The sequence below is a fragment of the Parabacteroides massiliensis genome (genome assembly GCF_900155425.1).
Lineage (GTDB): Bacteria > Bacteroidota > Bacteroidia > Bacteroidales > Tannerellaceae > Parabacteroides > Parabacteroides massiliensis.
Genome location: NZ_LT700189.1, coordinates 877,137 through 898,891 on the forward strand (window position 1 = coordinate 877,137; position 21,755 = coordinate 898,891).

General features: G+C 49.4%; 17 protein-coding genes and 3 tRNA genes. 13 read left to right on the forward strand and 7 right to left on the reverse strand.

What is annotated here, in order from left to right; genetic code table 11:
• The first annotated feature begins 410 nt into the window (after nt 1–410).
• Nucleotides 411–2,942 (forward strand): glutaminase domain-containing protein, encoded by a 2,532-nt coding sequence (locus tag BQ9893_RS03760; protein WP_075965395.1) that lies wholly within the window; start codon nt 411–413, stop codon nt 2,940–2,942.
• A 77-nt stretch (nt 2,943–3,019) separates the two neighbouring features.
• Here BQ9893_RS03760 and BQ9893_RS03765 read toward each other — a convergent pair whose 3' ends face one another.
• Nucleotides 3,020–3,367 (reverse strand): hypothetical protein, encoded by a 348-nt coding sequence (locus BQ9893_RS03765; protein ID WP_075964798.1) that lies wholly within the window; start codon nt 3,365–3,367, stop codon nt 3,020–3,022.
• Nucleotides 3,368–3,592: 225 nt separating this feature from the next.
• On the opposite strand from BQ9893_RS03765, the gene BQ9893_RS03770 reads away from it, so the two are divergent.
• From BQ9893_RS03770 to BQ9893_RS03780, 3 genes are all read left to right on the forward strand, one after another.
• Nucleotides 3,593–4,168 carry a superoxide dismutase gene (locus tag BQ9893_RS03770; protein WP_208610792.1) on the forward strand — a complete coding sequence of 192 codons (576 nt, stop codon included), beginning with the start codon at nt 3,593–3,595 and terminating at the stop codon, nt 4,166–4,168.
• A gap of 190 nt (nt 4,169–4,358) precedes the next feature.
• Nucleotides 4,359–4,432 (forward strand) — tRNA-Thr (locus BQ9893_RS03775).
• A gap of 16 nt (nt 4,433–4,448) precedes the next feature.
• Nucleotides 4,449–4,531 (forward strand) — tRNA-Tyr (locus BQ9893_RS03780).
• Between the two features lie 288 nt (nt 4,532–4,819).
• On the opposite strand, the gene BQ9893_RS03785 is transcribed toward BQ9893_RS03780, so the two are convergent.
• Nucleotides 4,820–4,893 (reverse strand) — tRNA-Asp (locus BQ9893_RS03785).
• A 149-nt stretch (nt 4,894–5,042) separates the two neighbouring features.
• Here BQ9893_RS03785 and BQ9893_RS03790 point away from each other — a divergent pair.
• Both BQ9893_RS03790 and BQ9893_RS03795 read left to right on the forward strand, forming a co-directional pair.
• Entirely contained in the window at nt 5,043–6,356 is a 1,314-nt protein-coding gene (locus BQ9893_RS03790; RefSeq protein WP_075964800.1) for an aminotransferase class I/II-fold pyridoxal phosphate-dependent enzyme, read from the forward strand.
• Nucleotides 6,357–6,479: 123 nt separating this feature from the next.
• The gene (locus BQ9893_RS03795; RefSeq protein WP_075964801.1) at nt 6,480–7,076 is read left to right on the forward strand and encodes a YqgE/AlgH family protein; all 597 of its coding nucleotides are present in this window, start codon (nt 6,480–6,482) and stop codon (nt 7,074–7,076) included.
• A 29-nt stretch (nt 7,077–7,105) separates the two neighbouring features.
• Here BQ9893_RS03795 and BQ9893_RS03800 read toward each other — a convergent pair whose 3' ends face one another.
• The 3 genes from BQ9893_RS03800 to recR are packed head-to-tail and all read right to left on the reverse strand — an operon-like array spanning nt 7,106 to nt 9,540.
• Nucleotides 7,106–7,645 (reverse strand): GNAT family N-acetyltransferase, encoded by a 540-nt coding sequence (locus BQ9893_RS03800; RefSeq protein ID WP_075964802.1) that lies wholly within the window; start codon nt 7,643–7,645, stop codon nt 7,106–7,108.
• Between the two features lie 57 nt (nt 7,646–7,702).
• The gene (locus tag BQ9893_RS03805; protein ID WP_075964803.1) at nt 7,703–8,860 is read right to left on the reverse strand and encodes a glycosyltransferase family 2 protein; all 1,158 of its coding nucleotides are present in this window, start codon (nt 8,858–8,860) and stop codon (nt 7,703–7,705) included.
• 56 nt (nt 8,861–8,916) lie between these two features.
• Nucleotides 8,917–9,540: a recombination mediator RecR gene (gene recR, locus BQ9893_RS03810; RefSeq protein WP_075964804.1), complete on the reverse strand. Its 624-nt coding sequence runs from the start codon at nt 9,538–9,540 to the stop codon at nt 8,917–8,919.
• Between the two features lie 252 nt (nt 9,541–9,792).
• Here recR and BQ9893_RS03815 point away from each other — a divergent pair, with 252 nt between their 5' ends.
• The 6 genes from BQ9893_RS03815 (at nt 9,793) to BQ9893_RS03840 (ending at nt 16,339) form a co-directional block, all read left to right on the forward strand.
• Nucleotides 9,793–11,787 carry an OPT family oligopeptide transporter gene (locus tag BQ9893_RS03815; protein WP_075964805.1) on the forward strand — a complete coding sequence of 665 codons (1,995 nt, stop codon included), beginning with the start codon at nt 9,793–9,795 and terminating at the stop codon, nt 11,785–11,787.
• Between the two features lie 80 nt (nt 11,788–11,867).
• On the forward strand, nt 11,868–13,181 hold the full coding sequence (locus tag BQ9893_RS03820) for a SpoIID/LytB domain-containing protein (RefSeq protein WP_075964806.1): 1,314 nt from the start codon (nt 11,868–11,870) through the stop codon (nt 13,179–13,181).
• A gap of 322 nt (nt 13,182–13,503) precedes the next feature.
• Complete coding sequence (locus BQ9893_RS03825) at nt 13,504–14,988, forward strand: sodium:solute symporter (protein WP_075964807.1); 1,485 nt, start codon at nt 13,504–13,506, stop codon at nt 14,986–14,988.
• A gap of 74 nt (nt 14,989–15,062) precedes the next feature.
• Nucleotides 15,063–15,659 (forward strand): ribosome biogenesis GTP-binding protein YihA/YsxC, encoded by a 597-nt coding sequence (gene yihA, locus BQ9893_RS03830; protein ID WP_075964808.1) that lies wholly within the window; start codon nt 15,063–15,065, stop codon nt 15,657–15,659.
• Nucleotides 15,660–15,725: 66 nt separating this feature from the next.
• A complete protein-coding gene (locus BQ9893_RS03835; protein WP_075964809.1) occupies nt 15,726–16,031 on the forward strand; it encodes a hypothetical protein in 306 nt (101 codons plus the stop codon).
• Nucleotides 16,016–16,339: a type II toxin-antitoxin system RelE/ParE family toxin gene (locus BQ9893_RS03840; protein ID WP_075964810.1), complete on the forward strand. Its 324-nt coding sequence runs from the start codon at nt 16,016–16,018 to the stop codon at nt 16,337–16,339. Before BQ9893_RS03835 ends, BQ9893_RS03840 begins: the two co-directional genes overlap by 16 nt.
• A gap of 54 nt (nt 16,340–16,393) precedes the next feature.
• On the opposite strand, the gene BQ9893_RS03845 is transcribed toward BQ9893_RS03840, so the two are convergent.
• Together BQ9893_RS03845 and BQ9893_RS03850 are read right to left on the reverse strand one after the other, a co-directional pair.
• Nucleotides 16,394–18,697 carry a TonB-dependent receptor gene (locus BQ9893_RS03845; protein WP_075965396.1) on the reverse strand — a complete coding sequence of 768 codons (2,304 nt, stop codon included), beginning with the start codon at nt 18,695–18,697 and terminating at the stop codon, nt 16,394–16,396.
• A gap of 227 nt (nt 18,698–18,924) precedes the next feature.
• Nucleotides 18,925–19,278 (reverse strand): hypothetical protein, encoded by a 354-nt coding sequence (locus BQ9893_RS03850; RefSeq protein WP_081415359.1) that lies wholly within the window; start codon nt 19,276–19,278, stop codon nt 18,925–18,927.
• A gap of 169 nt (nt 19,279–19,447) precedes the next feature.
• Between BQ9893_RS03850 and BQ9893_RS03855 the strand changes: the two genes are divergently transcribed.
• Nucleotides 19,448–21,733 (forward strand): NADP-dependent malic enzyme, encoded by a 2,286-nt coding sequence (locus tag BQ9893_RS03855; RefSeq protein ID WP_075964812.1) that lies wholly within the window; start codon nt 19,448–19,450, stop codon nt 21,731–21,733.
• Nucleotides 21,734–21,755 lie beyond the last annotated feature (22 nt).

The window sequence follows — 21,755 nt, forward strand, 5'->3', positions numbered from 1 at the left end:
ACTCTCTTGAAGTGGTAATAAAATGTCCGAAATTCTTAAAGAAAATCAGACATTACAAAGAATTCTTCGTGGTTTGATATCTCAATCCTAACTATATTATGTTGTGATAGTTTGTGATTTCTTTTGGAACCGGATGTCATTTCGTCGGCAAAACAGCCATTATTGTGTGCATATAGATATGTTAAAAAATATTACCCTATAGTGTAATTCCCAATATACGGGGTACTAATCCGATTTAGACGGGGTGGCGTGACATTTTGATATTTCAATAATCTTGCAAATGTTTTCAAAAATCTTGCAATATGCCGCCGGAAAGGCCTTGCGGTTTCGGACTGTCGTTTTTTCTCTTTAACTTCGGGCAACCGAAAGGAGAGATTATTCAGATTCATAACAATAATAACAAAGACAAAATGAAAAGACAAATCATGCTGCTATCGGCTTGTACGGCCGCACTGCTGAGCGCTTGTTCGTCAAACACGCGCATCGCAAGCGAAGTATATGCCCCTGCTGCCAAAAACGAATTGCGGGCGCCTGCCACACCGTTGGTGACGATCGACCCGTACACCAGTGCCTGGTCGTTTGCCGACCGCCTGAACGAAGAAAGCGTGCGCCACTGGACCGGGCGTAACTTCCCGCTGCTGGGAAGCCTGCGCGTAGACGGCGTTTCATACCGGTTCATGGGGACGGACAAAGTCGAAGTGACGCCGGTCGTCGGCACGGCGGCTTCCGGACTGTGGGAGGCGGCTTACACATTCGGAGAGCCGGAAGGAGAATGGACCGCCGTCGACTATGAAGCAAAAGGCTGGAAAACGGGCAAGGCCGCATTCGGGACAGACGACAACCCGTATCGCTCCACGCCCTGGCAGGACGGCGACATCTGGGTACGCCGCTCGTTCGACTGGCCCGAAGGGACGGACAAGGAAGACCTGATCCTGCAATATTCGCACGACGACAACATCGAATTGTACATCAACGGCAAACAGGTTGCCGTAACCGGCAACGGGCTGGATTACGACCTGCTGAAGGAAATCCCGCAGGAAGTGGCAAACACGCTCAAACCGACCGGAAATATCCTGGCCGCCCATTGCCGCAACAATGGCGGGGGCGCCTATGTGGACATGGGTATCATGAAAAAGGTGAAACGGGGAGACACGTTTGACGACAAAGCAATCCAGACGTCGGCCACCGTCATGCCGACGCAAACGTACTATACGTTCGAATGCGGCCCCGTCGAACTGGAGCTGATCTTCACGGCTCCGATGCTGATGGACGATCTGGAGGCCATGACTGCCCCGTACAATTATATTACGTACCAGGCTCGTTCGCTGGACGGCCGGGCACATGATGTCCGGTTATACCTGGAGGCGACCCCGCAATGGGCCGTCAACACGACGGACCAGCTCGTCTCTTTCGAGAAGATAGAAAAAGACGGATATGTCTATCTGAAGACCGGCTCCGTCGACCAGGATGTCTTGGGCAAGAAGGGAGACGACGTGCGGATCGACTGGGGCTATTTCTATCTCTCGGCCGCGCAATCGGCGGATGTGACGGTTGCCATAGATGAATATTATGCGGCAAAGAAAGCATTCATGACCGACGGCAAATTGTCGGGCAAGGCGGACAATGTGTCTCCGGATATGGAAAAACAGATGACGGTCCTCGCCTATTCGGACAACTTGGGCAATGTCGGCGAAAAGACCGTGGCCGGACATTTGCTGATCGGATATGACGATTTGTATGCCATCCAGTATTTCAACGACAACAGGATGGCATATTGGAAACACGACGGGCAGACGGATATTTTCGACGCCTTCGTCAAAGGGCAGAAAGAGTATGCCGGAATGATGAAACGGTGTGCGGATTTCGACGGACGGCTGATGCAGGAAACGGCGGCTGCCGGCGGACAAAAATATGCCGAACTGTGCGCCTTAGCTTACCGCCAGGCTGTTTCCGCCCATAAGCTGGTGACGGACAAGGAGGGCAACCTACTGTTCTTTTCGAAAGAGAATTTCAGCAACGGCTCGATCGGGACCGTCGACATCACCTACCCGTCGGCGCCGCTGTTCTTATGCTACAATCCCGAACTCCTGAAGGGGATGATGAACCCGATCTTCTACTACAACGAAAGCGGCAAATGGAACAAGCCGTTCCCCTCGCACGATGTCGGCACTTATCCGCTGGCCAACGGGCAGACCTACGGCGGCGATATGCCGGTCGAAGAATCAGGCAACATGCTGATCCTCGCGACAGCCATCGCGACAATCGAAGGTAATGCAGGCTATGCGGCCAAACATTGGGACGTATTGACAATCTGGGCCGATTATCTGAAGAAAGAGGGCCTTGACCCGGACAACCAGTTATGCACCGACGATTTTGCCGGCCATTTCGCCCACAACACCAACCTCTCCATCAAGGCGATCATGGGTGTGGCTGGCTACGGCAAGATGGCCGGAATGTTGGGTAAGAAGGAGATAGCGGATTCTTATCTGGCGGCAGCTCGCGAAATGGCCGGCAAATGGATCGCGATGGCAAAAGACGGAGACCACTACAAACTGACCTTCGACAAGCCCGGCACGTGGAGCCAGAAATACAACCTCGTCTGGGACCGCCTGTTAGGACTGGACATCTTCCCTTCGGAAATAGCCGGAACGGAAACAGCCTACTACAAGACCAAACAAAACAAATATGGCTTGCCGTTGGACAACCGCGAAGACTATACCAAATCCGACTGGATCCTGTGGAGCGCCTGCCTGACCGGTGATGCGGCCGATTTCGAAGCGCTGATGCTCCCGGTCTGGAAATACGCCAACGAAACGACCTCGCGCGTCCCGCTGAGCGACTGGCACTACACTTCCGACGGAACACAACGCGGATTCCAAGCCCGTTCGGTCGTCGGCGGCTACTATATGCGGCTGCTGGAAAACCGGCTGAAAAAACAATGACAATGAAGGTGTGTCAAAATATATTTGTTCCCGCGCTTGACGCGGGAACAAATATATTTTGACACACCTCTATCTTCTCACTGTGCGATCTTTTGGATAATACCGACAAACTCTTCGTTCGTCATCCGTATGTCCGGCTCCTTGTAATTCACGTAATCCTCAAAATAATCGCTGGCGATATCCGCCACGATCTCTGAACCGTCCAGCCCGAAAGAACTCACCAGTTTCTCCACCTTGCCGCGAATCCGGCGGATCACCTGCAGGCGGTCCTCATAACGGTCCGGTTTTTCCTGCTCCGTCACATGCTCGTTGCGGGCAATCAGATAAACGACCGTATAAAACTTGTCCACATCTCCGAATACCGGGACGAACAATGCTTTCTTTTCTTCTGGCAATGCAGCCAATGTCTTCTGGATTTCTGTCATTATTATGCTTATTTTTATTGGTTGGCGAAGATAATATATTCCGTTCATAGACTAAGTCTATCCTACGATAAATAATATGTATTTCATTCTATGAACAAATCTCAAACAGGGAATGTTTGAATAATAGAAACAACATAAAACAGATTGGTCATGCTTACACTATGCCTCAGTTTATTATTGTTGATCACAAATAATAGTCAGATAACAGATAAAAAAGAAAAAGTTATGAAATTTGAATTAATCCAGTTACCCTATGCAGCCGACGCGCTGGAACCGGTCATAAGCAAAGAAACGATAGAGTTTCATCATGGCAAGCATTTGCAGGCTTATGTCAATAACCTGAACAACCTGATTCAGGGAACCAAGTTCGAAAACGCGACCCTGGAACAGATCGTGGCAGAATCCGACGGCGCTATTTTCAACAATGCCGGACAGACGCTCAACCACAATCTGTACTTCACTCAGTTCTCCCCCTATGGCGGAGGCAGGCCGACCGGCGCTCTCTCCAAAGCGATCGACGCGACTTGGGGCTCGTTCGAAAACTTCCAGAAAGAATTCGTGGCTGCCGGGACCGCTCTATTCGGCTCCGGATGGGTATGGCTGGCCAAAGATAAAGACGGAAAACTCTCAATTACCAAAGAAGCCAACGGTAGCAATCCGATTGCTCACGGATTGAAACCGATCCTGGGATTCGACGTATGGGAACATGCCTACTACCTCGATTACCGGAATCGCCGTCCCGATCATTTGAATGCTTTGTGGAAAATCATCGATTGGGACACCGTTGGCAGAAGATATTAATATCAAGATATTCCAAGTTCTTCCCTTACCGGCATAAACAAAAAGTCCTCTCCGAGCTCCCAACAGAACTCTGAGAGGACTTTTTGGGAAAAATGTCACATATTATTCCGTTAAACTATTGCATAATTAAAAATAATGCGTACCTTTGCACCCGCAATCGAGAGAGATTGACATCATTAACAAAATGAATGCCTCTTTAGCTCAGTTGGCCAGAGCACGTGATTTGTAATCTCGGGGTCGTTGGTTCGAATCCGACAAGAGGCTCAAAACAATTGAACAAGGGCAGTTACCAGAGTGGCCAAATGGGGCTGACTGTAACTCAGCTGGCTTTCGCCTTCGGTGGTTCGAATCCATCACTGCCCACAAAAAGACCTGAAAGATTTTTTCTTTCAGGTCTTTTTGCATTATACCCGTTCCACCGCCCTCATAATCTTTGTTCCCAAACCCGCCTATCCGAAGTTTCGGATTGACCCGAAGCTTCTCCCGCTAATCCTCCGATTGTCTATAAAAAGGTGACAGGTTATTATAAGCAAACTTCGTCTGCAACAACGGAAATATATATGATTATCTCAACTCAAGAACCCGGCCCCAAAATGGCAAAAAAAAGAAAAGCCCTGTAATATTGAATTACAGAGCTTTTCCTTTTTCTAGCGGTCCGGACGGGACTCGAACCCGCGACCCCATGCGTGACAGGCATGTATTCTAACCAGCTGAACTACCGAACCTGAACTTTCATCTTACAATCTCTCTCGATTGCGGTGCAAAGATAAATACTATTTTTAATCTCGCAACAGTTTCGTGAAAAAAATTTACATCGGATGGATTATTTTTTTACTTTTGCCTTTCATAATAAACAATAGCAACAATAGCAATCATGAAGAATACTCCGGTAGATTATCAGACGGCCAGAAAAATTATAGATGGCTACGGACTTCCCGATTTCGGGAAAGCGACGATCCGCGAGGTCGTTGCCATATCCACACAACTCGAACAAGAGACTAAAACGGAATTTATCCACATGGAAATGGGCGTTCCCGGACTGAAAGCAGCTCAGGTCGGCGTCGATGCCGAGATCAAGGCCCTTCAGAATGGCGTTGCCTCCATCTATCCGAATATCAACGGCACACCCGATGTAAAAACGGAAGCGTCCCGTTTTATCAAGGCGTTTATCGATGTCGACGTGGCGCCGGAAGGCTGCGTCCCCGTAACCGGTTCCATGCAGGGGACATTCGCATCGTTCCTCGTCTGCGGACAATGCACGCCGGGAAAGGACACGATTCTCTTTATCGATCCGGGATTTCCGGTCCAGAAACAGCAGATCACGGTCATGGGCTATAAATACGAATCGTTCGACGTGTACGAATACCGGGGCGAAAAACTCCGGGACATACTGGAACAATATCTCTCCAAAGGAAACATCGCAGCCATGATCTACTCCAACCCCAACAATCCGGCCTGGTTCTGCCTGACGGAAGAAGAGTTGAAAATCATCGGAGAGATGGCAGACAAATACGACACGATCGTGATCGAAGACCTGGCCTATTTCGCCATGGACTTCCGCAAACCGTTGGGCAAACCGTTTGAAGCACCTTTCCAGGCCACCGTTGCCCGCTATACGGATAATTACATCTTGCAGATTTCCGGCTCAAAAGCATTCAGCTACGCCGGCCAGCGTATCGGCATCACGGCAATCTCCGACAAACTGTATCACCGGGCCTATCCCGGACTGACACAGCGCTACGGGGGCGGAACGTTCGGAACCGTGTACATCCACCGCGTTCTGTATGCCCTGTCGTCCGGCACAAGCCATTCGGCACAATTCGCATTGGCTGCCATGTTCAAAGCAGCGGCAGACGGGACGTTCGATTTCATTTCGGAAGTAAAAGAATACGGACGCCGGGCGGAAAAGCTGAAAAAGATATTTACCGATCATGGTTTCCGGATTGTCTACGACCATGACCTGGACGAACCGATTGCGGACGGCTTCTATTTCACCATTACCTATCCGGGAATGACAGGCGGAGAACTGATGGAAGAGCTTATTTATTACGGCGTAAGCGCCATCTCTTTGAGCACGACAGGCAGCAACCAAGAAGGGCTGCGTGCTTGTACTTCTTTTATCAAACCGCATCAATATGCCCTTCTCGAAGAGCGTCTGAAGCTGTTCGAAGAGAATCACACTGTATAATTAACGTAAGCCGGGCTTTTATTTATAGTTCATTAACATGAAAGTCCGGCTTTTCGTTTGTTTCTTTTATTCAAAAGCTATATATTGTCGCTGTTTTTATTAACCAGCAAGCATCACTCTGTCATGGCAATGTATAACAACATATTCAAAATAACTCATAATGACGTGCTTCCGGCTCAGGGAAGTATCCTAATATCAGAACCTTTCTTACAAGATGCCTACTTCCAACGTTCCGTCGTACTATTGGTCGAACACACGCAAGAGGGGTCGACGGGCTTTGTATTAAACAAGAAAACAGAGTTGTCGGTCAACACTTTTTTTGCCGATTTGCAAGGATTTCCGGATATGCCGATCTATATAGGCGGTCCGGTCAGCTCGAACCGCCTGTTTTTCATCCATTCCTTGGGAGACCTGATTATCCCGAACTCCCTCAAGATAAACGATCATCTCTATTTCGATGGTGATTTCAACGCATTGATACGTTACATTAAGAACGGACACCCTGTCGAGGGGAAAATAAAATTCTTCTTAGGATACTCCGGATGGCAAAAAGGACAACTGCATAATGAAATAGATCAAAACTCATGGGTTGTAAGCCGTTCCTCCAACCGGAACGTGCTGCTGGCCGAAGGTGAAGACTTCTGGAAAAAATCGCTCGAATCGCTCGGCAGCCAATATGAGACATGGACCAAATATCCGAAAGAACCGTCTTTGAACTAAAGACTTATGATTTATATGTTGATAATAATTCATAAATCATAAATTCTCTCCCTGATTCTCTGCATAATCAAAACATCCGAATAACCGTCTTTGGTTGCTATCCAGTCTGCCAGTCTGCCCGTCACGGTAAAACCGCAACGGGTGAAGAGTGCTTTGCTGGCTTCATTTCCTATCGGGATATGCACGAAAAGCTGGTGTAACTTCAAATAAGAAAAAGCATATCCGACCAACAGTTCCAACGCTTCTGTCGCCAGTCCGTTCTTCTGGTAAAGCGGATCGACCAGTATGCCTACTCCCGCCCTGCGGTGATGCGGATCGAAATCGTACAAATCCAACATGCCGACCGTCGCACCCGTGGCACAAAGGTCGATCATCAGGCGCAACTGCTTCAAATCGAATATATCCCGATGGGATTCAGCTATATATTCTTTCAACAGATAGCGTGAATAAGGCGCTAACGTATTCCCAAGCTCCCACCATTCGGGATTGTTTTCCCAGGCATAGAGCAGTTCCAAATCTTCCGGCTCCAAGGCACGAAGGCGGAGGGTATTGTTTTGAAGTAGGTTCATTTTTTATTGACAATTGACAGTTGACAGTTGACAATGAGAAATCGCCCGGTGCAATTTTCAATTGTCAATTTTCAATTCTCCATTAATAACTATATGATAGTTGATCTTTTTATCGACCATCTTGTCCATCAACAAAAGCATCTGCTCGAAACGGGTGTCCGGATAGCAGAATGCCAAATCGGTAAAGCGTTTCATCTGGTTGCGGCGGCAGATGGCATCCATCACGCGTTCTTCGTCCAGATTCCAGAGATTGACATATTCCAGATCGGGCATCCGTTTCACACAAGCAGCCTTCACCTTCTCAAATTCCTCTTCACGGCACAGCACCAACAGGCGGCGATGTTTTGTCCGGGGCTTCCGTTTCAACCCCAACATGCCGGCGATGGCGGAAAGGGATGCTTTCAGCAAAACAGCCAAACGGATGAACGTGCCCATCAGCCAACCTGAATGCGGATAATATTTCCGGTAGAATATCAGCATAGCTCCGTAAAAGGCTTTTACATATTTCATATCGTCCTGCTTCGTGCTTTCTCCTTTATAATGGAGGATACGCTCAGGGATATAATAATTCGTATAGCCTCCTTGCACAATCCTGTATGACAGGTCGATGTCTTCGCCATACATAAAGAAAGACTCGTCCAACAGCCCCACTTTATCCAGTGCTTCGCGACGAAGGAACATGAAAGCGCCTGCCAAGACCTCGACCTCATGTTGCTTCTCCTTATTCAAATACGGCAGGCTGTAACGGGCGAACAGCCGGGAAGAAGGGAACAGTTTCGACAACCCGAATATCTTACAGAAAGACACCCAGGGAGAAGGAAAACTCCGCTTGCTCTCTGCCAGGAAAGCACCGTGCCCGTCCAACATTTTCACCCCGATGCCGCCCGCCTCAGGGTGTTCGTCCATAAAGAAACAAAGGGAGCGCACACTCTCCTCGCCTATCACGGTGTCGGGGTTCAGCAGGAGGACATATTCTCCGCTACTGATCCGGATCGCCTGGTTATTGGCCTTGGCAAATCCCGGATTATCTTGATTCTCGATAAAAGTGACTTCCGGGAAACGCGGGCGAAGGTATTCGACAGAACCGTCGGTCGAATGATTATCGACCACCAGCACTTCCGCCTCCATCCCCTGGATGGCAGCACGGACGGAACAGAGGCACTGTTCGAGAAAATACTTTACGTTGTAGTTGACTATTATGATTGAGAGTTTCATGGGGGTTTATGATTTATGATTTATGATTTATCAATGCTGCGTAAATCATAAATCTGTTACAGTTTGATGGAGTCGTTGAAGCTGGTACGGTTCACGATGGAACGCCCCAGCGTTATTTCATCGGCATATTCGATTTCGTCGCCGATGGAGACACCACGGGCGATGACGGATATCTTCACATCATAGGTGGAGAGTTTGCGGTAGATGAAAAAGTTCGTCGTGTCGCCCTCCATTGTCGTACTGAGCGCCAGGACGACTTCCTTCACGTCGCCTCCGGCAACCCGCTGTACCAGGCTGTCGATCTGCAAATCGCCCGGACCTATCCCGTCCATCGGCGAAATGATGCCGCCCAGGACATGATAAACGCCGCGAAACTGCCCCGTGTTTTCGATCGCCATCACTTCTTTGATATTCTCGACCACACAGACCGTCGAATGGTCACGCTGCGGGTCGGCGCAGATAGAGCACACGTCATCGTCACATATATTATGGCAAACCTTGCAATATTTCACATCCCGGCGGAGTGCCAACAGGGCGGACGCAAACCCTTCCGTGTAGCCGACATCCCGGCGGAGCATATAGAGCGCCAGCCTGAGCGCCGTCTTCCGCCCCACTCCCGGCAATGACGACAATGCGTTCACCGCATTTTCCAATAAGGCTGATGGATATTTTTGATTCATTCGTTTCTTTATCTTCCTCCACCGCAAAGATAAACAAAATCTCCCGCCTGCAAAACATTCCCCCAGGCTGCAAAAAAACATCCTCATACCTCACATAAAACCAGTGCCCTGCTTCACAGCGATGATTATATAATTACCGCCATCGATTGCTGAAGATATACGCTCCAAGGCCATACTTGTTTCTTAGCAAGAAATAATGTAGCTTTGCGACATGTATATATACGATAATTTCTAACTAAAATAATAAACACCGTGAAAAAGGAAGATGAAGAAAAGGTGAGCGGGCTACCGGAAAACGCCTACAGAGAACTGAAAGAAGGTGAGGAATATAAACCCATCCTGTCGCCCGACAAACAGTATCGGGAAGTAACCCCCTGGTCCGTATTCTGGGGACTTGTCATGGCCGTCCTGTTCAGCGCAGCGGCAGCTTTCCTCGGACTGAAAGTCGGACAGGTATTCGAGGCCGCCATCCCGATTGCGATCATAGCAGTCGGATTGTCCAGCGGGTTCAAACGTAAAAACGCGCTGGGTGAAAACGTCATTATCCAGTCCATCGGTGCGAACAGCGGCGTGATCGTGGCAGGAGCCATCTTTACGCTTCCCGCCCTTTACATCTTGCAGGACAAATATCCGGAGATCACGATCAATTTCTTCGAAGTATTCATGAGTTCGCTTTTGGGCGGTATCCTCGGCATCCTGCTCCTGATCCCGTTCCGGAAGTATTTCGTATCGACCATGCACGGTAAATACCCGTTTCCGGAAGCAACAGCCACCACGCAGGTATTGGTGTCCGGCGAGAAGGGTGGCAACCAGGCGAAACCGCTTATCTATGCGGGCTTGATCGGTGGTCTGTACGACTTCATCATCGCGACCTTCGGTTGGTGGAGCGAGACCGTCAGTACGCGCATCATCGGTGCCGGCGAGATGCTGGCCGACAAGGCGAAAGTCGTATTCAAAGTAAATACCGGCGCCGCCGTGTTGGGTTTGGGTTATATCATCGGATTGAAATATTCGGCCATCATCTGTGCCGGCTCATTCTTGGTATGGTTGGTAATCATCCCGTTGATGTCTGCCGTTTTCGGCGCCGATGTCCTGACATTCGGCAATGACGCCATCACGCAAACGGTAGGAAGCATGAGCGCGGAACAGATTTTCACCACCTACGCCCGCCATATCGGTATCGGAGGCATTGCGACAGCCGGCGTGATCGGCATCATCAAATCATGGGGCATCATCAAGGGAGCCGTAGGACTGGCATCCAAAGAACTGAAAGGAAAAACGGGAGCCGTGCAGACGGAAGAGATCCGCACACAGAAAGACCTTTCGATGAAAGTGATCGCCATCGGGATCTTTGCAACGTTGATCATGACATATCTGTTCTTCCATTTCGGCGTGCTGGAAAACTGGTATTATGCGTTGATCGGACTGTTGATCGTCGGGATAATCGCTTTCCTTTTCACGACCGTTGCCGCCAATGCGATCGCCATCGTCGGGACCAACCCCGTATCCGGCATGACGTTGATGACCTTGATCCTGGCATCCATCATTCTGGTTGCCGCCGGGCTGAAAGGGACGGCCGGCATGGTATCGGCACTGATCATCGGCGGCGTGGTGTGTACGGCGCTTTCGATGGCAGGTGGTTTTATCACAGACTTGAAGATCGGATATTGGATCGGCAGCACGCCCGCCAAGCAGGAAAGCTGGAAGTTCCTCGGAACCTTGGTATCGGCAGCAACCGTAGGCGGTGTAATCCTGATCCTGAATCAGACATACGGTTTCACGAGCGGGCAACTGGCCGCTCCGCAAGCCAATGCGATGGCTGCAGTCATCGAACCGTTGATGAGCGGCTCGGGCGCTCCATGGGCGTTGTATGCTATCGGAGCCGTACTGGCCATCATTCTGAACTTCTGCAAGATTCCGGCACTGGCATTCGCCTTGGGCATGTTCATCCCGCTGGAGCTGAACACGCCGTTGCTGATCGGTGGCGCCATAAGTTGGTATGTAGGCAGCCGCAGCAAAGACCAGGCACTGAACAATGCACGTCTGGAAAAAGGGACTTTGCTGGCATCCGGTTTCATCGCAGGCGGAGCCTTGATGGGAGTCGTCAGCGCAGCCATGCGTTTTGCCGGCATCAACCTGATCGATACCGAATGGATGGAAAGCAACATGGCCGGAGCACTGGCCATCGTGATGTACATCCTGCTAATCGTTTACTTGGCGGTAAGTTCGTTAAAAGCGAAGGAATAATGTAAAAAATATGCCAATGTGCCAATTATAGCCGCGTTCTTATCATTGGGGCATATTGGCACATTAAATAATTATTAATAATGGAAGCACCAGTAGTCAACGTCGGCATTATGACGGAAAAAGCCGTTTCGTTTGTATTTCATGGAGAATATGTACATACGGAAACCGGGAAATTCCTGACGGGGGAACAACGCGCGTTATTCGTAAACGACAATATCGTTTTTAACGGGAAACTGTTCAAAGAGATATTCTTTGAACCGGCCTCCCCATCCTCGTCTTTCGAATTGAAGGCTGTCACCATAGGTCGCAACTTCCACTGGCAACGACAGGAAGATCAATGCTTCAAAGGAGCGTTCAACCTGGTGGCCGGTGAAAACGGGATTGTGGTCATCAACCAAGTAGATGTAGAAGAATACCTGACCAGCGTCATTTCCTCTGAAATGAACGCACAGGCTTCGAAAGAGCTGCTGAAGGCACATGCCGTCATCTCCCGCAGCTGGCTGCTCGCACAGGTCGAAAAGAACTTCCGCCAGGGAGGAAAAGAGGAGAAATGGCAAAGCTGCTACCGGGACAACGAACAACTGGTGCGCTGGTACGACCGCGAAGACCATCACATCTTCGACGTCTGTGCCGACGACCATTGCCAGCGCTACCAAGGAATTACCCGTGCTTCCAACCCGGTCGTCCAAAAGGTGATCCTCGAAACAAGGGGCGAAATACTGACGGATGGCGAAACGATCTGCGACGCCCGCTTCTCCAAATGCTGCGGAGGCGTAACGGAACAGTTCGAACACTGCTGGGAACCGGTCTCCCATTCCTACCTGACTGCATTGAGAGACAGCCGGGAGACAACCTTCCCGGACCTCACTCAGGAAGAAGAGGCGCAGAAATGGATTCGCTCCGCTCCCGAAGCCTTTTGCAACACATCCGACAAAAAGATCCTCAGCCAGGTGCTGAACAACTACGATCTGGAGACGACAGACTTTTATCGCTGGAAAGTGTCCTACAGGCAGGAAGAATTAGCCGAACTGATCCATCGCAAAAGCGGTATCGACTTCGGCCAGATCCTGGACCTGGTTCCGGTCAGCCGCGGCACTTCCGGCCGCATCGAGATGCTGAAGATCATCGGGACGCGCCGGACCTTTACCATCGGCAAGGAATTGGAGATACGCCGGACCTTGTCCGAAACACATCTGTACAGCTCAGCTTTTGTCGTGGACAAAGAAGAGGTTCAATTCGACATTCCCGGACGGTTCGTCCTGACCGGCGCCGGCTGGGGGCACGGCGTGGGGCTGTGCCAGATCGGAGCTGCCATGATGGCGGACGAGGGATATGATTACCGGCAGATTCTCTCCCACTACTTTCCCGGTGCTTCTGTTGAGAAACGGTACTGAAGAGATTTATGATTTATGATTTATGATTTATCATCGACACATAAATCATAAATCATAAATCAAAAAGGCTGCGTATCCGAAGATCGCAGCCTTTTCTTTATTGTGTTTACCTATTTGTCTCCGGTCTTGTAAAACCGGTTGCCTTGACTCTCACGAGCTCCAGCTGATACAAAGGAACAAGAAATTAATAACATAAGCAAAACAAAATAGACAAAAAGCTCAAATTCTCCTGCGAAAACAGCTATTTCACCGACGAATCGAAAAATAATTACAGATAGTTTTCATTTTTATCTGCATCTTTGCGGCAAATTAACAACAAATCATGAACAGCTATATCATCCTCTTTATCATAGCCGCCTATTTCAGCATCCTTCTGCTGATAGCCTGGATCACGGGGCGGAAAAGTTCAAGCAACGAAGCGTTTTTCCTCGGCAACCGCAAATCTCCTTGGTATATCGTATCGATCGGAATGGTCGGGACATCGCTTTCGGGTGTCACATTCGTCTCCGTTCCGGGTATGGTGCGCAGCATAGACATGACCTATATGCAGACCGTCTTAGGGTTCTTTTTCGGATATATCCTGATCGCCAAAGTATTGTTGCCGCTTTATTACAAGTTGCAGCTAACTTCCATCTATTCGTATTTGGACGACCGGATCGGGCGGCATAGTTATAAAACGGGGGCTTCCTTTTTCCTTCTCTCCAAGATCGTGGGGGCGGCGGCGCGGCTCTACCTGGTCGTGCTGATCCTGCAACATTATGTATTCAATGCCTGGAACATACCGTTCGCCGTTACGGTCGTCATCAGCATCTTTCTGGTCTGGCTCTACACCTACCGGAGCGGCATCAAAACAATCATCTGGACAGACACGCTGCAAGCCCTATGCCTGGTCGCCATGCTGATCGTGATCATCTGGCAAGTGAAAGACAAGATGCAACTGGATTTTGCAGGCATGGCACAGACCTTACAGGCCAGCCCGCACTTCCGCATCTTCGAGTTTGGCGACTGGAACAGCACACAGCATTTCGTGAAACAGTTTTTCAGCGGAATCTTTATCACCATCGTAATGACCGGCCTCGATCAGGACATGATGCAGAAAAACCTTTCCTGCAAGAGTTTGAAAGACGCGCAAAAGAACATGTACATCTATGGTTTTGCCTTTACTCCGGTCAATTTCCTGTTCCTTTCACTTGGCGTCCTGCTGCTGACGCTCGCATCGCAGCAGCATATCGAGCTGCCGGCACTGAACGACGATATTCTCCCGATGTTCTGTACCTCCGGCATATTGGGACATTCGATCCTGATCTTCTTCACGATCGGAATCATCGCGGCGGCCTTCAGCAGCGCCGATTCAGCCTTGACTGCCCTTACGACCTCTTTCTGCATCGACATTTTAGGGGTTGAAAAGGAGAAGGCGCAATCCGCCAAACGCACCCGCCTGGCGGTCCATCTGATGATCTCCGTCCTGTTTGCCATCATCATACTCGCGTTCAAGGCGATCAACAGCCGGAGCGTGATCGATGCCATTTACATGATCGCGTCCTATACGTACGGTCCGCTGCTCGGCCTTTTTGTGTTCGGGTTATTTACGAAAAAACATCCTCGTGACAAATTTGTTCCTTATATTTGCATTGCCTCTCCTCTGATCTGTTTCCTGACGGATTATTTAGTGACACGGCATACGGGATATGTTTTCGGCTACGAGATGTTGATGCTGAACGGGGCTATCACTTTCTGGGGACTGTGGCTTTGTTCAACGGACAATAAACAACGGACAACGGGCAATTTGGAGAAAAAAGAATATTAACACATGACGAGCGGCGATGACAAGAGACAATCCAATTGTCAATTGCCAATTGTCAATAAAAAAACACCGTTTCAATGGAAATCAAAAGTGCAGAATTTGTTATCAGTAACACAAACGTAAAGAAATGTCCCGCAGGAGACCTGCCGGAATACGCTTTTATCGGGCGTAGCAATGTTGGCAAATCTTCCCTCATCAATATGCTGACCGGTAAAAAAGGACTCGCCATGACCTCTCAGAAACCGGGGAAGACTATGCTTATCAATCATTTCCTTATCAACGGGCAATGGTATCTGGTCGATCTTCCCGGCTATGGTTTTGCCCAACGGGGAAAAGAAGGACGCGAAAACATCCAGCGGATCATCGAAGATTATATTCTGGAACGCGAACAGCTTACGTGCCTGTTTGTCCTGATCGACTGCCGCCACGATCCGCAAAAGATCGACTTGGAATTTATGGAATGGCTTGGAGAAAACGGCATTCCCTTTTCTCTCATCTTCACAAAGATCGACAAAATCAGCAAAGGCCGCCTGCAGGAAAACCTGAAAGCTTACCAGACGAAGCTGTTGGAATCATGGGAAGAACTTCCTCCCATCCTCCTCTCCTCTTCCGAAAAGAAAGAAGGAAGGGATGAAATTCTTGATTACATCGACGAGATCAATAAAAGCCTGTAAAATCCGTCTTTCTTGCTGAAAAAGAACTACATTTGCGAATATTACAAAACCCAAACAAGTAAAAGTATGAATACATTGAATTTGCAAGGAGAACGCCTCGAACTGTTCAACCAGATTGCCAACCTTGACAACGAAAGTTTTGCTAAGGTAAAGAGGTATGTCAAAAGGGTTGTCCATAAACATCATCAAATCAAACCGGATGAAACCTTTCTTGATGATATAGATATCATCACAGATGAAGAAATCGAGAATGCGATGAAACCATTAACCGATGAAGAGAAGTTCAATCGGCTTACCGAATCGGAAAACGATCCATTTTATTACACACAAGATGATGTAAGAAAAGCCGTAGCTTCATGGAGACTCCATTAGAAATCAGATGGAGTAAAACAGCACGAAAAGAAGCACGGACAATCTATGCTTGGTACAAGAAAAAAATGGGGATATCCACGGCTGACAAATTTATTGATGGGATTCTCCATACCATTGATTTATTGGCTTTAAATCCCAATATGGGGCAGCCTGTTCCTAATAATATTTTATATAAGAAAGAATACCGGATCTTTGTCGAACACAAAAATCATAGTATTATTTATTATGTCAAAAAGAATACCTTAAACATTCATGGCATCTGGCCCAACAGCCAAAACCCCGAAGGCATTGACAAACGATTAAAATAAAAAAAGTCCGGTAAAGAACTCCAAAACCTTACCGGACTTTTCTTTTCCCACTGCTTAATAGCTGATTTTACACCCCACAAAATAACTGCGCGGCATTCCGGGACCGTAGATATATTTGGAGTCACGGTCCTTGCCTTGATCGAAATCGTTCTGATAGGCCTCGAATATGTTCTGAACGCCGGCATTCACCTGCAAAGTCACCGACTTATACAAAGGGAAATCGTAAGCGACCTTCATATTCAGATCAAAGAAATCAGGCGTTTTCTCTTCCCGGTCATCCGAAACGTAACCGGCCAGATGTTGCACCAGCATGGTTCCCGTATAGGTCCCGGTCAGCGAAACGGACAGACGTTTGACCGGCGTAAAGGTGGAAGTGAAATAGCCGTACACATCCGGCGTACGGAACATTTTTTTCTGTGCCGGCAGGTCCGGGTTCGTCTCGCTCCAAGTCACGGCCTCCTTGTAACGGCTGCGCTGGATGGTGGCGCCCGCCTGAAGTTGCAGCCAGGCATATGCCATCTTTCCTTCCAAATTGACTCCCATCACGCGGGCTCCGTCCTTGTTGCGGCGTTCCATGATCAGGTTGCCCTGCTCGTCATGTCCTTTCTCCTGCAAGAAGAACACATCGCTCAGGTCCGTATAGAAGCCTTCCACCAGCAGGTTCAACTGGACAGGGCCGAAACGATGGTAGAAGTCTGCCGAAGCACTGACGCTCTTGGACTTCTCCTCTTTCAGGTCTTCGCCAAGCTGGATAATCGCCACTTCGCCACCGACGGCCGCCACATGCAGATCCTCGTCAAACGCCTGCGGGGCGCGAAAACCGCTCGAATAGGACAAACGAAGATTGATGTCTTCGGTCGGATTGAAACGGACGTTCGCACGCGGGCTGAAGATCAGATGATCGATCAGATTATGTTTGTCGAAACGGCCGCCGACCAGGAAACTCCATTTCTCATTCTTCCACTCGTTCTGCAGGAACAGACTACCGATATGGACCGTCTGGTCCACGATGCGGTTATACCCCAACATCTCGTCCTTCAGTTCGTCGAAGTTATATTCCAGGCCGCCGGTAAACTCCGCCGGCATAAACAAGCACTTGTCGGCCGAATAGGAATACTGCGAGCCGGCGACAACCGTCATGTCCGTCGTGTGCCCGTAGGCATCCGGATTGCGGTTGGTCCCGTAATAACTCTTCCGGTTCGTATGCTGCGCGGAAGTATAGACGTTCAGCCGATGTTTATAATCTTTGGAGAAAAGGTCGAACTTCAGGCCGCCGCCATTGATGCTGTGGTCCGTCTGTTCCGCCACCCACGCTTCGTGAGGCGGCCGGCCGATCTGGTCGCCACCGCGCCGGTATTCGCTTATATTATGGTATTCGAAACTTAGCTTGGAATAGGTGCTCGTCTTCACATAAGACCTGAACCCGACCGTCCGGGCTTCCAACTGGCCGAGTTCGGTGAAACCGTCTCCGTCATGGTCGTAAGCCGAACGGTGGCGGCTCTGTCCGAAGAGATAGATGCCGGCTTTGTGGTCGTCCGTCACCAAAGAAGCATTCAAGGTCGTATTATTGTCCGGCCGGCTTCCTCCGACCATCGTCAGCGAGTGGGCGATCTGGGCCGAGTTGCGCAAGGGCTCTTTCGTAATGATATTGATCGTGCCCGCAATGGCCGAAGAACCGAAAAGGGCGGAACCGCCGCCGCGCATGATCTCGACGCGCTCGATCATATTGGCCGGAATCTGCTCGAGACCGTACACGCCCGTCAGCGCACTGAATATGGGACGGCTGTCCACCAGTATCTGCGTGTAGGGACCTTCCAGTCCATTGATGCGCACCTGCTGGAAACCGCAGTTCTGGCAATTGTTTTCCACCCGTACGCCCGGCTGGAAGTTCAGCCCGTCGGCAAGCGAAGTGGAATGCGTCGTCTCGAACATTTTCGAATCCAACACGTTCACAAGCGACGGAGCCATACGGCGGGTCGTCTCGTTCCGGTTTGCCGAAACCACGACTCCATCCAGAGACAGGGCTTCTTCTTCCGCCTCGAAATTGATTTCCAACGTCTTTCCCTTTTTCAACGTCACGGGTGTCTCGACCGTTTTATAGCCCATCGTCTTCATCACGACCGTGAACGTCCCTTCGGGCAGGTTCTTCAGATAATAATGTCCCGTGGCGTCGGTCGCAGTCCCGATAGTCGTCCCTTTCAGAAAGATCGTAATAAAGGACAAGTGTTCGCCGGTTTTCCGGTCCACTACATGCCCGACAATGTTCGCGTCCGATGGATTCAAGGCAGGACCATCCTCCGCCCGCGCAACCGTAAAGGCACAGCACAGGCATAGTATAATTATGACAATCTTATTCATTTCGTTTGTTCTGATAAAATAAATAATGATAAAAAAATAACTGGAAAACTTTACACGCAACAGCAGCTTCCTTTGCATGAAAATTTTGTTTCATGCAGGAGAAAATAAAGTTTCCCGCCGGAGAAAATAAATTTTCACCTATATGAAAGAGACTGAAAATTTATTTCCACCATTTCTCAAAAGGTGAAAACTTTTTGAAATTCCACCAACGGATAGACGCTATTTTATCAGGCAAAAGGAGGAGCGCGAAGAGACAGTTTCCCCAGGACGGGGATCAGGTGATTCGGATAGACCGGATTTTCAATTACTTTATAATTCGATGCGGCATAAATCTGCAGGAGTAACGAATGAACCACGCCATCCTGCACCTGCACGATCGTCAGCAAATGAAACAGCTGGACTTCCGAAAGAGACGAGTGATGATGGCAAGTGCCGTCTGCCGTCTTCTTGAACGGGTGCGAATGGACAATCGTCGTGCCACTCTCGACATGGACGTGCATAAACAAAGAAATACTGCTGTAGTACACTATAAAAAGTGCAGGCAGCAACCATTTCATATATTTAGCCATTGTCTGTTTCACATTCTGCTCCTGTTAAATTAAGAACGCGAAGATAAAACAAATAGCCGAGACCAGCAAATACACAAAAATCGAGCAACTAAATGTAAGCGACCGATGCCATATTCATAATAAATTGTTACTTTTGTGCGCAATTTTCGAAAGACAAACAATAAATAAACATATAAAGTCTATGGCTAAGATCACTAAAGAAGATGCACTCCGCTATCATGCGGAAGGCAAACCGGGAAAGATAGAAGTCATTCCCACCAAGCCCTATAGTACCCAGACGGATTTGTCGCTGGCTTATTCGCCGGGCGTCGCCGAACCTTGTCTGGAAATCGAGAAGAATCCGTTGGATGCTTACAAATATACTTCTAAAGGAAACCTGGTAGCCGTCATTTCAAATGGTACTGCCGTGTTGGGATTAGGAGATATAGGCCCGTTGGCGGGCAAGCCGGTGATGGAAGGAAAAGGATTGTTGTTCAAGATATTTGCCGGTATCGACGTCTTCGACATCGAAGTGAACGAGAAAGACCCTGACAAATTTATCGAGACGGTCAAGGCCATCGCCCCCACTTTCGGCGGCATCAACCTCGAAGATATCAAAGCTCCCGAATGTTTCAAGATCGAAACACGCCTGAAAGAAGAACTGGACATTCCGGTCATGCATGACGACCAACACGGGACGGCCATTATCTCCGGAGCAGGTCTGATCAACGCACTGGAGGTTGCCGGAAAGAAGATCGAAGATGTGAAGATCGTCGTGAACGGTGCCGGAGCCGCTTCCATTTCTTGCACGAAACTATACATAATGTTAGGGGCAAAGAAGGAAAACATCATCATGTGCGACAGCAAAGGGGTTATCTCCACGCATCGTACGGACCTGAACGAATCCAAGAAATTCTTCGCCACCGACCGCGACATCAAGACATTGGCGGAAGCCGTCGTCGGAGCGGACGTGTTCTTGGGATTATCGGTTGCCAACGTGTTGACGCAGGATATGGTCCGCTCCATGAATGCGAACCCGATCGTGTTCGCTTTGGCCAACCCGAATCCGGAAATCTCGTATGCCGACGCAATGGCTTCACGCGATGATATTATTTTTGCCACAGGCCGTTCCGACTATCCGAACCAGATCAACAATGTGTTGGGATTCCCTTATATCTTCCGCGGAGCATTGGATACGCACGCCAAAGCGATCAACGAAGAGATGAAATTAGCAGCCGTCTATGCCATTGCCGAACTGGCCAAAGAACCGGTTCCCGACGTCGTAAACGCTGCCTACAAGCTGAAACGCACCACTTTCGGACGCGATTATATCCTGCCGAAAGCGCTCGATCCGCGACTCCTCACCCGTGTTTCCTGTGCCGTTGCCAAGGCAGCCATCGAATCCGGCGTATCCCGTAAGACGATCACCGACTGGGAAGGATATGCAAACCACCTGCGCGAAATGATGGGATATGACAACAAGCTGCTCCGTTCGTTCACCGACATGGCAAAAGCCAATCCGAAACGGGTAGTCTTTGCAGAAGCCAACCATGTCAACATGCTGAAAGCCGCTGCCGAGGCAAAAGCCGAAGGTATCTGCATCCCCATCCTGCTGGGCAACGAAGAACGTTTGGCTAAGATCGCGGCTGAAGAAAACATCAGCCTCGAAGGTATCGAGATCGTCAACCTTCGCCACGACCGCGAAACGGAACGCCGCCATCGTTACGCCAAGATACTGTCCGAGAAGAAAGCCCGCGAAGGCGTGACGTATGCAGAGGCTTGCGAAAAGATGGTCGACCGCAACGCATTCGGTATGATGATGGTCGAGACAGGCGACGCCGATGCTTTCGTGACGGGCGTTTACAGCCGCTACTCCGAAGTGACCAAGATGGCAGAGCAGATCATCGGCATCCGTCCGTCTTACACGCATTTCGGAGCTCTGAACATCCTGACTTGCAAGAAAGGGACGTTCTTCATCGCCGATACGCTGATCAACCGCCACCCGTCGACGGAAGTGCTGATCGACATCGCCCGCCTGACCCAGGACGCCGTGAAGTTCTTCGCGCACGAACCGGTCATGGCAATGTTGTCATACTCCAACTTCGGTTCCGACAAGCAGGGCAGCCCGCTAAAAGTACACGATGCGATCGACTACTTGCACAAAAACTATCCGGATATGATGGTAGACGGCGAAATGCAGGTCAACTTCGCTCTGGACAAGAAACTGCGTGACGATATGTATCCGTTCAACAAACTGAAAGGCAAAGACGTCAACACGCTGATCTTCCCGAACCTGAGTTCGGCCAACAGCGCTTACAAGTTGCTCGACACGCTCGGTATCAGCGAAACGATCGGCCCGATCCAGATGGGCTTGAACAAGCCGATCCACTTCACCGACGTAGAAAGTTCTACGCGCGATATCTTGAACCTGACGACTGTCGCTGTCGTGGATGCGATTGTACAAGAACAGATCGAAAAAGGAGAATAATCAAACTTCTCATAAAAAACAG